The sequence below is a fragment of the Comamonas endophytica genome, from assembly GCF_023634805.2.
Taxonomy (GTDB): Bacteria; Pseudomonadota; Gammaproteobacteria; order Burkholderiales; family Burkholderiaceae_C; genus Comamonas; species Comamonas endophytica.
Window position 1 is genome coordinate 1795867 of record NZ_CP106881.1, and the last position, 14090, is coordinate 1809956.

12 protein-coding genes are annotated in these 14090 nt (G+C 68.8%); 7 read left to right on the plus strand and 5 right to left on the minus strand.

The window, feature by feature from the left end:
• Positions 1–38: 38 nt before the first annotated feature.
• The 5 genes from M9799_RS08120 (at position 39) to rraA (ending at position 5399) form a co-directional block, all read left to right on the plus strand.
• A complete protein-coding gene (locus tag M9799_RS08120) occupies positions 39–935 on the plus strand; it encodes a LysR family transcriptional regulator (RefSeq protein ID WP_231042942.1) in 897 nt (298 codons plus the stop codon).
• 72 nt (positions 936–1007) lie between these two features.
• Positions 1008–1856 carry a LysR substrate-binding domain-containing protein gene (locus M9799_RS08125; protein ID WP_231042941.1) on the plus strand — a complete coding sequence of 283 codons (849 nt, stop codon included), beginning with the start codon at positions 1008–1010 and terminating at the stop codon, positions 1854–1856.
• Between the two features lie 88 nt (positions 1857–1944).
• Positions 1945–4029, plus strand: a complete 2085-nt coding sequence (locus M9799_RS08130) for an aconitase family protein (RefSeq protein ID WP_231042940.1) — start codon at positions 1945–1947, stop codon at positions 4027–4029.
• Positions 3935–4918 carry a Bug family tripartite tricarboxylate transporter substrate binding protein gene (locus M9799_RS08135; RefSeq protein WP_377007711.1) on the plus strand — a complete coding sequence of 328 codons (984 nt, stop codon included), beginning with the start codon at positions 3935–3937 and terminating at the stop codon, positions 4916–4918. Before M9799_RS08130 ends, M9799_RS08135 begins: the two co-directional genes overlap by 95 nt.
• Before the next feature lie 7 nt (positions 4919–4925).
• Positions 4926–5399: a ribonuclease E activity regulator RraA gene (rraA, locus tag M9799_RS08140; RefSeq protein ID WP_231042939.1), complete on the plus strand. Its 474-nt coding sequence runs from the start codon at positions 4926–4928 to the stop codon at positions 5397–5399.
• A 4-nt stretch (positions 5400–5403) separates the two neighbouring features.
• Here the strand turns inward: rraA and M9799_RS08145 are convergent, their stop codons facing one another.
• Entirely contained in the window at positions 5404–5973 is a 570-nt protein-coding gene (locus M9799_RS08145; protein ID WP_231042938.1) for a cob(I)yrinic acid a,c-diamide adenosyltransferase, read from the minus strand.
• A 264-nt stretch (positions 5974–6237) separates the two neighbouring features.
• Here M9799_RS08145 and M9799_RS08150 point away from each other — a divergent pair, with 264 nt between their 5' ends.
• Complete coding sequence (locus M9799_RS08150) at positions 6238–7662, plus strand: FAD-binding oxidoreductase (protein WP_231042937.1); 1425 nt, start codon at positions 6238–6240, stop codon at positions 7660–7662.
• 512 nt (positions 7663–8174) lie between these two features.
• On the opposite strand, the gene M9799_RS08155 is transcribed toward M9799_RS08150, so the two are convergent.
• Positions 8175–9443: an MFS transporter gene (locus M9799_RS08155; RefSeq protein ID WP_231042936.1), complete on the minus strand. Its 1269-nt coding sequence runs from the start codon at positions 9441–9443 to the stop codon at positions 8175–8177.
• Between the two features lie 217 nt (positions 9444–9660).
• Between M9799_RS08155 and M9799_RS08160 the strand changes: the two genes are divergently transcribed.
• The gene (locus tag M9799_RS08160; protein ID WP_377008666.1) at positions 9661–11175 is read left to right on the plus strand and encodes an argininosuccinate lyase; all 1515 of its coding nucleotides are present in this window, start codon (positions 9661–9663) and stop codon (positions 11173–11175) included.
• A gap of 5 nt (positions 11176–11180) precedes the next feature.
• Here M9799_RS08160 and M9799_RS08165 read toward each other — a convergent pair whose 3' ends face one another.
• From M9799_RS08165 to M9799_RS08175, 3 genes are read right to left on the minus strand one after another with little or no spacing between them, the layout of a single operon-like run.
• Entirely contained in the window at positions 11181–12620 is a 1440-nt protein-coding gene (locus M9799_RS08165; protein WP_231042935.1) for a lyase family protein, read from the minus strand.
• Between the two features lie 28 nt (positions 12621–12648).
• On the minus strand, positions 12649–13557 hold the full coding sequence (locus tag M9799_RS08170) for a ParB/RepB/Spo0J family partition protein (RefSeq protein ID WP_231042934.1): 909 nt from the start codon (positions 13555–13557) through the stop codon (positions 12649–12651).
• A gap of 4 nt (positions 13558–13561) precedes the next feature.
• Entirely contained in the window at positions 13562–14086 is a 525-nt protein-coding gene (locus M9799_RS08175; protein WP_231042933.1) for an RBBP9/YdeN family alpha/beta hydrolase, read from the minus strand.
• Positions 14087–14090: the final 4 nt, after the last annotated feature.

A 14090-nucleotide genomic window follows, 5' to 3' on the forward strand; every position in this document is an offset into this window, starting at 1 on the left:
TGGCAAAATCCGCATGCACCTGTGCATGGAATTCACCAATGCCAAAGATCCCGTTGAACGACCTGCAGGCCTTCGTCACCGTGGCGCGCGAGCGCAGCTTCACGCGCGCCGCGGCGCAGCTGGGCATGTCGCGCTCGGCGCTGAGCCACGCCATGCGCGCGCTGGAAGAACGCCTGGGCGTGCGCCTGCTGACGCGCACGACCCGCAGCGTCTCGGCCACCGAGGCTGGCGCGCGGCTGCTGGCCGGGGTCGCGCCGCGCTTGCAGGAGATCGAGCTGGAGCTGGGCTCGCTGTCCGCGCTGCGCGACAGGCCCGCGGGCACGGTGCGCATCACCGCGCACGACCATGCGATCGTCACCGCGCTGTGGCCCCGGCTGCTGCCGCTGATGCACGAGTATCCAGAGGTGCGGATCGAGCTCAGCGTGGATTACGCGATGACCGATATCGCCGCGCAGCGCTTCGATGCCGGCGTGCGCACCGGCAACCGCGTGGCGCAGGACATGGTGGCCGTGCCGATCGCGCCGCCGCTGCGCATGGCGGTGGCCGCGTCGCCGGAATATCTGGCGGGCAAGGCGCTGCCCAAGACGCCGCACGATCTCATGCAGCACCGCTGCGTGAACCTGCGCCTGCCCACGCATGGCGGGCTGTATGCCTGGGACTTCGAACGCAAGGGGCAGGCGCTTGCCGTGCGCGTGCAGGGCCAGGCCACCTTCAACAACACCTTCCTGATGCTGCAGGCGGCCGTGGAGGGCATGGGCTTCGCCTATGTGCCTTTCGACACCATGGAGCAGCACATCGCCGCGGGCCGGCTGGTGCCGGTGCTCGAGGACTGGTGGCCCACCTTCCCCGGCTACCACCTCTACTACGCCAGCCGCCGGCAGATCGCCCCGGCGCTGGCGCTGGTGGTGGAGGCGCTGCGCTGGCGCGGGCCCTAGAATCGGGGCCCGCAAGGCCTGCCGGAGACCGCCCTGAACCCCCGAATCGATGCCTACAACCTGCGCCTGTTCGTGGCCGTGGCCCGCGCCGGCTCCATCGTGCGCGCGGCCGGCGAGCAGAGCATTGCCGCGTCGGCGCTCGGCCGGCGCCTGGCGGCGCTGGAGCGCAGCTTCGGCACGGCGCTGCTGATCCGCTCGTCGCGCGGCGTGGCGCTCACCGAGGCGGGGCGCATGGTCTACGAGCGCGGGCTGCGCATCGACGAGGAACTGGAATCGCTGGTGCGCGAGGTCAGGAGCCTGGGCAGCGAGCTGGCGGGCACGGTGCGGCTGTACGCCAACATGTCGGCCATCGTCGGCGCCCTGCCCGAGCGGCTGGGGCGCTTCAGGCAGCAGTATCCCAACGTCCAGGTATCGCTGCACGAGGCCGATACCCGGGATGTGATCCGCGCCTGCCTCGACGACCGCGCGGATCTTGGCATCGGCGTGCATTCCGATGTGCCTGCGGGCATGGAGCTGTGGCACTTCGCGGCCGACCCGCTGCAGGTGGTGTTTCCCGCGGACCATGCCCTGGCGCAGGCGCCCTCGGTGGGCTTCGCGCAGGTGCTGGTGTACCCGGTCATCGGCGTGCACCAGGGCGGCGCGCTCGACCGCCTGCTGCACGAGCGCGCGCAGGCGCTGCACCGGCGCTTCGAGCCCGAGGTCTCGGTCAGCAGCTTCGATGCGGTGCACCGCATGGTGCAGGCCGGGCTGGGCATTGCCGTGGTGCCGCTCAGCGCATTGCCCACGTTTGGCGAGCAATCGGCGCTGGTCCACCGGCCCCTGGGCGATGCCTGGGCCGAGCGCATGCTGGCGCTGTATGCACTGCGGCGCACGCCGCAGCCGCGCGCGGTGCAGACGTTGATACAGATGCTGCAGGGCTGAGGGGAAAACCCGGATCGCGCGTTTTGCGCGACCCCCTGTGCCGAGTTAGCGCTTCCCGCCAGCACTTGCCGCGGCCGATCATGCGGGCATGCAAGCCATTCAGCCAGCACTCCGTTTCTCGCCTCATATCCTGTATCTGAGCCAGCAGCCCGAGGCCGTCAAAAGCGCCCTGGCCGGCGCCCGCCGCACGCTGGCCGATGCCGGCCCGCTGCGCGACGATGTCTCCACCGACGAAATCACTCCCATTGCCATCCTGACCCACTTCGACGAGAAGCTGGGCGGCTATCCCTATACCGGCCTGCGCGTCGGCGGCGAGGCGCCGATCGGCGTCAATGCCATGCGCGCCAGCGGCATCGAGGTGGTGGTGGCGGGCAAGCGCTATGGCAAGGGCTCGTCGCGCGAGCACAGCCCCGCGGCCGAGAAACTGGCCGGCGTGCGCCTGGTCATCGCCGAGAGCTTCGAGCGCATCTACCGCCAGAATGCCGACAACATCGGGCTGTTCACCTCCACCGACTTCGGCCTGATCGAGCGCATCCAGGCCGGACAAGAGATTGCCATCGATGAGCTGGTCGCGGGGCGCGACGCGCTGGCCGCCGCCATCCTGCGCGGCGGCGGTTTACTGGCCTTCGGGCAGCGCCATCTGCGCGAGGTGATGCCGGCGCCAGCGGCGGCAGCGGAAAAACCGCAGACGCTGTTCGAGAAGATCGTTGCCCGGCATGCGCTGGCAACGGCGGTGACATCGGCGGCGCCAGCCGTGGGCGACGGCGCCTTTGTGCGCGCCGACTGGCGCTTCATCCACGAGTACTACACCGGCATGGCCGCGCACATGCTGCATGCGGCATTCGGCCGCCCGCTGGCGCTGCGCGACCCGGAATCGATCATCGTCTTCGAGGACCACACCTCCTATGTGGAGGAAAGCCCGGCGCATGTGATCGGCGGCCTGGTGCCCAACGTGCAGCGCATGGTGCAGGCGCAGCGCGATTTCGCCAGCGATTACCGGCTGCGCAGCCACCGCACGCTGACCGAGGCCGAGGCGCGGCTCGACGATGGCAGCAACGTCGCCGGCATCTCGCATGCGCTGGTGGCCGAGCACTATGCGCTGCCGGGGCAGCTGGTGGTGGGCACCGACTCGCACACCCCGCACAGCGGCGCGCTGGGCTGCGTGGCCTTTGGCGTGGGCACCACGGACATGGCGAACGCCTTCGTCACCGGCGCGGTGCGGCTGACCATGCCGGCCAGCGTGCGCGTGGTGCTGGACGGACAGCTGCGCGCCGGGGTCACGGCCAAGGACATCGTGCTGCAGCTGCTGGCCCTGCCCTATATCCGCTCGGGCGGCGGCGTGGGCAAGGTGTTCGAGTTCACGGGCACCGCTGTCGCGCAGCTGCGCACCGACGAGCGCGCGACGCTGACCAACATGTGCGCCGAGCTCGGCGGCTTCACCGGCATCGTCGCGCCCGATGCCGAGACCCGGCGCTTCCTGCGCGAGCGCCGCGGCGTGGAATTCGAGATCGAGGGCTGGATGCACAGCGATGCCGGTGCGCACTACGCCCACAGCATCGAACTCGACTGCGCTGCGGTGCCGCCGATGGTGGCCGCGCCGGGCGATCCGGGCAACGGCATGGCGCTCTCCGAAGCCGAGGCCGGCATACGCATCGACATTGCCTATGGCGGCTCGTGCACCGCGGGCAAGCGCGAGGATTTCGACCATTACCACGAAGTGCTGCGCTGGGCCGCGGACCGCGGGCTGCGCGTGGCGCCCGGGGTGCAGCTGTTCCTGCAGTTCGGCACCACTGCCGTGCGCGACCACTGCATTGCCGCCGGCTACCTCGATGCCTTCGAGCGCGTGGGCGCGCGCATCCTGCAGCCGTCCTGCGGCGCCTGCGGCAACTGCGGGCCGGGGGGCTCGTCACGCGCCGACCAGGTCACGGTGAGCGCCATCAACCGCAACTTTCCCGGGCGCGGCGGCCCGGGAAATGTCTGGCTCGCCAGCCCGCCCACCGTGGCCGCCAGCGCCATCGCCGGAGAGCTGATGGGCTTTGCCGCGCTGCAACAGAGATACCACAAAAAGGAGACAAGCGATGAGCATTTCCCGGACCAAACGCCTGGCGCTGCAAGCGCTGCTGGTGTCGATGACTCCGCTGCCGCTGGCAGCCCTTGCACAGCCGGCGCCTAGCGACAGGCCGGTGCGCGTGGTCGTGCCGCTGGCGGCCGGCTCCACGGTGGACGCGGTGGCACGCGCCATCGCGCCCGGCCTGGGCCGCGCCACCGGCCATCCGATCGTGGTCGAGAACGTCGTCGGTGCGGGCGGCATTCCCGGCACCACGCAGGTCGTCAAGGCGGCCAGGGACGGGCTGACGCTGGGCATGATCTCCTCGAACCACGTGATCAATCCCGGCATCTACAAGAGCATCCCCTACGACACCCTCAGGGACATCACGCCGATCGCGGTGCTGGCCACGGTGCCGCTGGTGCTGGTCGTCAATCCCAAGCTGCCGGTGAAGAACGTGGCCGAGCTGCTGGCCTATGCCAAGGCGCATCCCGGCACGCTGAACTACGGCTCGGCGGGCAACGGCAGCACGCTGCATCTGGCGGGCGAATTGATGATTGCCGAAACCGGCATCGACATGCGGCATGTGCCCTACCGCGGCACCGGCCCGCTGGTCACCGACCTGATGGGCGGGCAGGTGCAGCTGGGTTTCGTCTCGATCTCGCAGGTGGCGCCGCAGATCAAGGCCGGCGGGCTGCGCGCCCTGGCCCTCTCCACGCCCACGCGCTCGCCGGCGCTGCCCGATGTGCCGACCATGGCCCAGGCCGGCGCGCCCAGATACAGCTTCGACGCCTGGATCGCGCTGGTCGGCCCGGCCGGGCTGCCCAAGGCCACGGTGGACGGCTATGCCGCCGCCGTGAAGACCGCCATGGACTCGCCCGAAGCCAGGGCCGCGATTGCCGGCCAGGGCCTGATGGTGCTGGACAAGGGGCCGGACACCGCGCCGGCCTTTTTCCAGAGCGAGCTGGCCAAGCACCAGGCACTGGTCAAGCAGTCCGGCGCAACGCTGGATTGAGGCAGCCATGAAGTTATCCACAGCCGATCTCTGCGACCAGAACCCGCAGGCGCGCGCGTGCGTCGCGCCCTGGCAATCCTATGGCGGGCGCAGCGCCTTCGGCGGGCGCGTCGTCACCGTGCGCGCTTTCGAGGATGCCGGCTTGATCCGGCAAAAGCTGGAGATGCCGGGCCATGGCTGCGTGCTGGTCGTGGACGCGGGTGGATCGCTGCAGCGCGCGGTGCTGGGCGACCGCATGGCGGCTTCGGGCGCACGCAATGGCTGGGCTGGCGTGCTGGTCCACGGCGCGGTCAGGGACACCGTGGCGCTGGCGGCAATGGACTTCGGCGTCGTGGCGCTGGGCCGCGTGCCGGCGCGCGGCACGGGCCATGGAACGGGAGAATGCGACGTGGCGCTGCGCATCGCGGGGGTGGACATCCACCCCGGGCAGCTGCTGGCGCTGGATGCCGACGGAGTCGTCGTGATGCCCGATACGCCCTGACGCTTCAGGCTGCGCCGCCGGCCTTTGCCAGCCGCTCGCTCTTCCAGTACACGTCGTCGCCGCCCTGCATGCGGTTGAGCACGCGCGCCAGCACGAACAGCAGATCCGACAGCCGGTTGAGGTACTGGCGCGGCGCGGGCCTCATCGCCTCGGCCTGCTCCAGCGCCACCACCATGCGCTCGGCGCGCCGCGCCACCGTGCGGCAGACATGGGCCTGCGCGGCCGCGCGCGTGCCCGCGGGCAGGATGAATTCCTGCAGCCGCGGCAGCTGCGCGTTGTAGTGCGCCAGCGCGTTGTCCAGCTGCAGCAGCGCGTCGTCCTTGAGCAGCTCGAAGCCCGGGATCGACAGTTCGCCGCCCAGGTTGAACAGCTGGTGCTGGATATCGATCAACAGCTCGCGCACGTCCTGCGGCAGCGGCTCGCACAGCAGCAGGCCGAGATGCGAATTGAGCTCGTCGACATCGCCCATCGCATGCGGGCGGCCGCTGTTCTTCGAAACGCGGGTGTTGTCGCCGAGGCCGGTGGTGCCGTCGTCTCCGGTGCGCGTGGCGATCTGTGTGAGGCGGTTGCCCATGGGGGTCCTTTCATGAAGGGGGGCCGTCCATGGTTCGATCCTTCGACAAGCTCAGGATCACCACGAACGGTAATACCGACTCGGCTCGACATTTTGCCAACCGTTCGTCCTGAGCCTGTCGAAGGATGGACGTCCTGCGCTAGGAAAGACACCCATTCTCCCCCACCGCCCCCATTAGTCACGCGCCCGACCGAGTCATGCGCCAGCCCACCACTCCCGCGTCGGTGCGGATGGTATTCTTTCAAACCCATCAAGAGGCCCCCCATGAATTCTCCCGTTGCCGCCCAGCACCTGCTGCCCGCCACCGCGCTGCGCCCCGTGCCTGCCGCCTTTCTCGATGCCCTCGCGGCGCGCTTTGGCGCCCAGTGCTCGCAATCCCTGGCCGTGCGCGAGCAGCATGGTCGCGACGAGGGCGCGCTGCAGGCGCCGCCGCCCAGCGCCGTGGTGTTTGCCGAAAGCACCCAGGACGTGGTCGATGCGGTGAAGCTGGCCAGCGAACATGAAGTGCCGGTCATTCCCTATGGCGCGGGCTCGTCGATCGAGGGCCATCTGCTGGCCGTGCAGGGCGGCATCAGCCTCGACGTCAGCCGCATGAACCGCGTGCTCAGCATCAATGCCGAAGACCTCACGGTGACGGTGCAGCCCGGCATCTCGCGCAAGCAGCTCAACGAGGCCATCCGGGACACCGGCCTGTTCTTCCCCATCGATCCGGGCGCCGACGCCAGCATCGGCGGCATGACCGCCACGCGCGCCAGCGGCACCAACGCCGTGCGCTACGGCACCATGCGCGAGAACGTGCTGGCGCTGGAAGTCGTCACGGCCAGCGGCGAAGTCATCCGCACCGGCACGCGCGCCAAGAAAAGCAGCGCCGGCTACGACCTCACGCGCCTGATGGTCGGCAGCGAGGGCACGCTGGGCATCGCCACCGAGATCACGGTGCGCCTGTACCCGCTGCCCGAGGCCGTCTCGGCCGCCGTGTGCTCCTTCCCCAGCATCGAGGCTGCGGTGCGCACCGTCATCCAGACCATTCAGCTGGGCGTGCCGATCGCGCGCGTGGAGCTGATCGATGCGAATTCCGTGCGTCTGGTCAACGCCTACAGCAAGACCACGCTGCGCGAGGAGCCGATGCTGCTGATGGAATTCCACGGCACGCCCGCCGGCGTCAAGGAGCAGGCCGAGACCGTGCAGGACATCGCCAGCGAGTTCGGCGGCCAGTCCTTCGAATGGGCCAGCACCCCCGAGGAGCGCACGCGCCTGTGGACCGCGCGGCACAACGCCTACTTCGCCGCCGTGAGCTCCGTGCCCGGCTGCCGCGCGATCAGCACCGACACCTGCGTGCCGATCAGCCGCCTGGCGGACTGCCTGCTGGACTCGGTCACCGAGGCCGATGCCAGCGGCATCCCGTATTTCCTGGTGGGCCATGTCGGCGATGGCAATTTCCACTTTGGTTATCTGCTCGATCCCAACCAGCCTGAGCAGGCGGGGAAGGCTGAGGCGCTGAACCATCAGTTGGTGATGCGTGCGCTGAGCATGGGTGGTACGTGTACCGGTGAGCACGGCATTGGATTGCACAAGATGGATTTTCTTGTGGAGGAAACCGGTGCGGGTGCGATCGATATGATGCGGGCCATCAAGAAGGCGCTGGATCCGAAGAGTATTCTCAATCCGGGGAAGATTTTCACGCTCTGAGTGGGCCATCATGTGACGGGTTCAACGGTATGCCGTTGCCGCGGGCAGGAGCCGGGTTTCGGCCCGGCGGCCGACTCACTTTTCTTGCTCGCACAAGAAAAGTAAGCAAAAGAATGCGGCCCAGCTGTCTGCGTCCCTCCGCTTCGCTCCGGGCAACCTGCCGTGCTCGGTCCCGGGCTGCACCGCAGAACTCGCTACGCGCCTACGGCGCTCCGCTCGGACAACTGCGGTGAGTCAGTTTACGAAGTCGGTGTGTCCTTCGGCACACCGACCAGCCCGGGCCCTGCGCGCGGCAGGCGCAGCCAGATGGGCGGGGAACGGGGCCGGGATAGCTTCTTTGGGGGTTGAGCGATATGGCACAGGCAGGCTCAGGAGAAGGCAACTAAACCGTTCGTCCTGAGCCTGTCGAAGGATGAACGGCCTGCTCTCAAGGACTGGGCCCCCTCGGCCCCCTGCCTGCGGCAAAGGCATGCTGTTAAAACAGCCCGGTATCTTTCAAGGACAGAGCAGCTTTAGGTCGCAGCGTACCGCTGCGCCACCCTCTGCCCCACAAACGCCGCCGACACCACACTCAACGCCAACGTCGCCGCCGACCCGAAGAACACCCCGCCATAGATGTGCGCATCGAGCATCGCCCCGAACACCGGCGCCGCCAGACAAAAGCCCAGATCCAGCCCTGAGTACACCGTCCCATAGACGCGCCCGGTAGCCCCAGGAGGCGCAGCCTTCTTGATCAACATATCGCGCGAAGGCCCGGCAATGCCCGTTCCCAAGCCAGCGACGGCGGCCACGGCAAGCCCCACATAACCTGGCAGCAGCCCCGTGCCGACGATGGCCAGCAGCACCGCCGACGCCAGCATGCTCACCGCGATCAGCTTCTCCAGCCGCTGCACCCGGCCGACGAGAAAGCCGCCCATCAGCATGCCAGCCGCGCCAAACAGCATGTAGCCCGTGGCCACCAGTGCCGTCAGGCCCAGGGGCAGGCCGTACATCGACTGCAGCGCCGGGCTGGCGAAGCTCTGGATCGCGCTGAGCGCGCAGGTGCTCCAGAAGAAGAAGGAGAAGCACAGCCACACAGAGGGCAGGCGCAAAAAGGCCATGGGATGCTCGGTGGGCGCATTGGCCGCCGCCGCGGCGCGGGCCGCGGCATCGGGCTGGACCAGCGGCTTGCGGTCGTCGAGCGCGTCGCGGTTGAGCACCACGATCAGCAGGACGATGGCCGCCAGCGCCGCGCCGCACAGGCAGGCCGTGCGCCACGAGCCCGTGGCCGTGGTGATGCCCGCCATGAACACCGGCGCCAGCGCCCAGCCAAGATTGCCGGAGATGCCATGCACCGAGAACGCATGGCCGATGCGCTGCGCCGAGACGCGCTTGTTGAGGATGGTGAAGTCCACTGGATGGAAGGGCGCATTGCCCAGCCCGGCAAACACCGAGGCCAGCAGCAGCATGGCATAGCCGGTGGCCGAACTCGCGATCACGCCAGCCACCGTGAAGCTGGTCAGCGCCGCGAACAGGATCGGACGCGCCCCCACGCGGTCCACCAGGAAACCCGACAGCGCCTGTCCCACGCCCGACACCACGAAGAACACCGACAGCAGCACGCTGAGCTCGGAATAGCTGTAGCCGAAATCGGCGATGAGCCAGGGAAACAGGGGCGGCAGCAGCAGGTGGAAGAAGTGCGAGGAACCATGGGCCAGGCCGATCAGGCCGATGGTGCGCGCATCCTGGCGCAGCGGCACGGCCGCCGGGGCCTGGGCGGAAAGGGATGGGGAAGCATTCATCCCGCCATCTTAGGCAAGCGCGGCGCGGCCTGCAGCCGGCAGGCTGCCAGAAACTGTCGCCAACATGCCAAAACTGCCGGCCTCCTGCCCCTTCGCATCCCAAGCAGCTTGAGCCAAGCCTGCAAGCCTGAGACACTGCAGCGGGGCCGACGGCCCCGTTTGAAAACAATGACAAGCACTGGAGACAATTTTGAAAATCAAGACAAGCCATTCACGCCTGGGCGCCAGGGCGCGCCGCGCCACGCAAACGCTTTGCGCGCTGGGCCTGGCCACGCTGGCCCAGCTGGCGCTGGCGCAGGAAAGCAAGCGGGATGACTTCTACTGGCTCGGCCAGATCAACAAGGCCTCGGCAGTGATCAACACCGAGGAAGGCCTGCTCGACAAGGCCGCCGCCCCGCGCATTGCCAAGGGCCTGCAGAGCGTGCTGGCCGCGGGCGACGCGCCCAATGGCAAGCGCCCCAGCTCGGTCATCACCTTCGAGCCGCTGCTGATCGAGGCCGCGGGTGTCGAGGCCACCTTGCTGCACGCCGGCCGCTCCAGCCAGGACATGCTGGCTACCGTGCGCTCGGCCATCCAGCGCGACAACCTGCTGCGCCTGGCGCAGCAGTTGCGCCAGACCCGCGCCCAGCTGCTGCAGCTGGCGCAGGCGCACACCAGCACCATCGTGCCCAACTACACCAATGGCGTGGCCGCGCAGCCCAACAGCTACGGCCACTACCTGCTCGGGCACCTGGCTGGTTTCGACCGCGACGCGCAGCGCCTGCACGAGGCCTTCGCGCGGCTGGACCAGTCGGCCATGGGCACCACGGTGCTCAACGGCACCAGCTGGCCGCTCAACCGCGAGCGCATGGCGAAGTACCTCGGTTATCCTGCCACGGTGGACAATGCCTACGACGCGGCGCAGATCCTGGCCGCCGAAATGCCCGCCGAGATCGGCGCCGTGGCCTCCAGCATCGCGCTGCACGTGGGCGCCTTCGTCGAGGACGTGATGGTGCAGTACGCGCAGCCCCGGCCCTGGATCCTGCTGCGCGAAGGCGGCGGCAACACCTATGTCTCCAGCGCGATGCCGCAAAAGCGCAACCCCGGGCTGCTCAACGACACGCGGGTCCATGCCTCGCGCGTGCTGACCCTGGGCATCGGCCGGCTGATCACCCAGCACAACATCCCGCCGGGCATGAGCGACAGCAAGCCCACGCGCGACTCTGCGGCGATGGTGGACACCACGCTGGCCATGCTGCAGTCCTTCGACCGCGTGCTCAAGGGCCTGGTGGTGAGCCCGGAACGCGCGCTGGAAGAGCTCAATCTCGACTGGACCGCCTCGCAGGAGGTGGCCGATGTGCTGATGCGCGAGCACCGCCTGCCCTTCCGCGTGGGCCACCATTTCGCCTCCGAGATGGTGAGTTTTGCCAAGGACCGCAACATCAAGCCCAGCGACTTCCCCTATGCCGAGGCGCAGCGCCTGTACGCGGCCACCGTCAAGCATGAGATGCAGGTCGAGAACGCGCGTTTCCCGATGTCTGAAAGCGCATTCCGCGCGGCGCTGGACCCGGTGGCCATCGTGCGCGACCGCGCGACGGCCGGCGGCCCGCAGCCCAGGGAGATGGCGCGCATGATCGCCCAGGCGCAGCAGCGGCTGGCGCAGGAAGACCAGTGGATCGCCGAGCGCCGCGGCCGCATCGACGCGGCGCAGCAACAGCTCGACCGCGACTTTGCGCGGTTGGCTGCGCAGTAAGCGGCTTAGGCCTGGCCCGCGAGACTGTCGAAGTCTGCATCCAGCCGGGCCATGCTGGCTTCAACAGCGCAGCGCCGGGCTTGCACCCACTGCGCCTGTTCTGCCAGATCGGCCTCGGCTGCAGCCAGCATGCGCTGCATTTCCCCTGGCTGCGGCCCGCCCTGCGTGCGCCGGCCCAGCACGATGCCCACGGGGTCCAGCGTGGCGCGAAATGCCTCTTCACTCAGTGGCAAGACTGGATCGCCCCCAGGCATTTCCTCGGCTATGGTGCGCGCGTAAAGAGCCTGCGCATCGGCGTAGGCGAAATCACTGGGCCGGATATCGTGCCGCCGGGCATGGGTGACCATCTCCGAGGCAAAGTGATGGCCCACGCGGAAGGGCAGATGGTGCTCGCGCATCAGCACATCCGCCACTTCCTGCGAAGCCGTCCAGTCGCTGTTGAGCTCTTCCAGGGCCCGCGCGCGGTTGAGCTCCAGGCCCTGCAGCACACGCGCGAACATCGCCAGCATCTCCTGCGCGCAGCGCAGCACCTCGACGTTTTCCACCACCACCTTGGCGTCGTTCATGCCCGGCGGAATATTGTGCGCATGCAGCGCCCGCCCGGAACCCAGCGCCAGCGTGCGCGAGGCCTTGGTGCGGGTATCGATCAGCAGTCCCGGGTTGCGCTTTTGCGGCATGGCGCTCGAGACATAGGTATTGCCCGCGGCCTCGCGCAGCAGGATCCAGGGCCGCGCCTGCGCATACTGCAGCGTCACGTCCTGGATGAACGCGCCCACATGCAGCGCCATGGTGCTGACCAGGTTGCCCAGCTCCACCGGCATCTCGGCGCCGTGGATCTGCCCCGCGTCGTAGGCGTTGTCGACCACGCCGTCGAAGCCCAGGCAGGCCGCCATGCGCTCGCGGTCCAGCGGCCAGCCCGTTCCGTTGAGCACGGTCGTGCCCATGGGTGACAGGTTCAGCCGCGCATACACCTGCTGCAGCCGCTGCGCATCGCGCTGCAGCCCCGCGGCATGCCCAAGCAAGTAGTGGCCGTAGCTGTTGGGCTGTGCCGCCACGCCATTGGTGTAGTTCGGCACGATGGCATCGGCATGCTGGCGCGCCATCGCCACCAGCACCGCGCTGGTCTGCTGCAACTGGTCCGCCAGCGCCAGCAGCTCCTCGCGCAGGATGGCATGGCGCACCGCCACCAGCATGTCCTGGCTGGAACGGCCGGCATGCAGCAAGGTGGCCTCGACACCGGCAGCCGCGATCAGCAACGGCTCGAAGGTGATGACCAGGCTGGGCCGCGCCCCGCCGGGCGCATCGCCCGCGGCCAGCACGCTGCGCAGCCCGCGCGCGATCCTGGGCGCAATGGCCTTGTCGAGCAGGCCCTGCGCGGTGTTGATCACGGCCGAGGCCTTGTTGATCTGGCCCAGCCAGAAGAAATCGTCGCGGTTCAGTGTCATATGCATTGCAGGAAACAGGTCTGCGGTCTCAGCCGCGCAGTCTCTCGATCAGCCCGTTGAGCTCTTCCAGCGAGCCGAACTGAATCGACACCTCGCCCATGTCCTGCACCTTGCCGCGGCGGCGCACGCGCTTCTTGACGCGCACCTCGACCTGCGCCATCAGCAGGTCCGACAGCTCTTCCTCGATGCGTTTCACGTCGCGCGACTTGTCCTTTTTCGCGGCCGCGGGCTTGGCGTCGAAGTCCTCGCCCATCTTCTTGACCAGCGATTCGGCTTCGCGCACCGAGAGCTTGCGTCCGGCGATCTGGTTGCCGGCGGTGATCTGCGTGGCCCGGTCCAGCGCCAGCAGCGCGCGCGCATGGCCCATGTCGATATCGCCGGCCATCAGCATTTCCTGCACCGGCTCGGCCAGGTTCAGCAGGCGCAGCAGGTTCGAGGCCGCCGAGCGCGAGCGGCCCACGGACTGCGCCGCCTGCTCGTGCGTGAGGCCGAACTCGTTGACCAGCCGCGCCAGGCCCTGCGCCTCTTCCAGCGGGTTCAGGTCCTCGCGCTGGATGTTCTCGATCAGCGCCATGGCCGCAGCAGCTTCATCGGCCACCTCGCGCACCAGCACCGGCACGCTTTCCAGGCCCGCCAGGCGCGCCGCGCGAAAGCGCCGTTCGCCGGCGATGATTTCATACTTGCCGGCGTTGGCGCCCTGCGCCAGACGCCGCACCAGGATCGGCTGCATGATTCCCTGCGCCTTGATGCTCTCGGCCAGCTCGTACAGCGCGCCCTCGTCCATGCGCGTGCGCGGCTGGTACTGGCCGGCCACCATCTGCTCCAGGCGCAGTTCATGCGGCGTGGCGGCCTCTGCCGCGGCGGGCTGCGCCTCGACCTTGGGGCCCAGCAATGCTTCCAGGCCGCGGCCCAGGCCCTTGGGTTTCTTTGTCACCATGGCTTCAGTCTTTCAAAAGGGATTGCAGCAGTGCTTCGCCGGCATCCGGCGCGGGGTCGTCCAGCACGGCAAAGGGAGCGCCCCAGGCGTGCGCCAGCGCCTGCGCGCGCTCCAGGCTGCAGCCGGCGGGCGGCTTGCGGCCGATGACCAGGCAGGGAAAGGGCAATGGCTTCAAGGCAATCGGCGCCCAGCCCGGCAGTTGCTCGCGCAGCGCGGGATCTTCCACATCGGTGGGCGCGATCAGCAGCGCGCCGCGCACCTTGGCGGCCGCCGGCGAATGCGCCGCCCACCAGGCCGTGAGGATGCATCCCAGGCCGCTGGCGACCAGCACCACCGGCGCCTCGGCATCGACCAGCGTCTCCTGCAGGCGCGCGCTCCAGTCGCCGCGCAGCGGCCGCTGCCAGTCATGCTGCTCCAGCTGCCGATGGCCCTGCGCCTGCCAGTGCGCAAGCCAGGGCTCGGCGCGGGCCTGCGGCCCGCCATCGGGCAGCAGCCAGACCTGCGGCGTGGAGGAAGAAGTCTGCGGCATGGCC

Excerpts from the sequence above, each read along its gene's own strand:
- M9799_RS08120 (WP_231042942.1), top strand. The coding sequence starts at position 39 with ATGCCAAAGATCCCGTTGAACGACCTGCAGGCCTTCGTCACCGTGGCG.
- M9799_RS08130 (WP_231042940.1), top strand. The coding sequence starts at position 1,945 with ATGCAAGCCATTCAGCCAGCACTCCGTTTCTCGCCTCATATCCTGTAT.
- M9799_RS08135 (WP_377007711.1), top strand. The coding sequence starts at position 3,935 with ATGAGCATTTCCCGGACCAAACGCCTGGCGCTGCAAGCGCTGCTGGTG.
- rraA (WP_231042939.1), top strand. The coding sequence starts at position 4,926 with ATGAAGTTATCCACAGCCGATCTCTGCGACCAGAACCCGCAGGCGCGC.
- M9799_RS08145 (WP_231042938.1), bottom strand. The coding sequence starts at position 5,973 with ATGGGCAACCGCCTCACACAGATCGCCACGCGCACCGGAGACGACGGC.
- M9799_RS08150 (WP_231042937.1), top strand. The coding sequence starts at position 6,238 with ATGAATTCTCCCGTTGCCGCCCAGCACCTGCTGCCCGCCACCGCGCTG.
- M9799_RS08155 (WP_231042936.1), bottom strand. The coding sequence starts at position 9,443 with ATGAATGCTTCCCCATCCCTTTCCGCCCAGGCCCCGGCGGCCGTGCCG.
- M9799_RS08165 (WP_231042935.1), bottom strand. The coding sequence starts at position 12,620 with ATGACACTGAACCGCGACGATTTCTTCTGGCTGGGCCAGATCAACAAG.
- M9799_RS08170 (WP_231042934.1), bottom strand. The coding sequence starts at position 13,557 with ATGGTGACAAAGAAACCCAAGGGCCTGGGCCGCGGCCTGGAAGCATTG.
- M9799_RS08175 (WP_231042933.1), bottom strand. The coding sequence starts at position 14,086 with ATGCCGCAGACTTCTTCCTCCACGCCGCAGGTCTGGCTGCTGCCCGAT.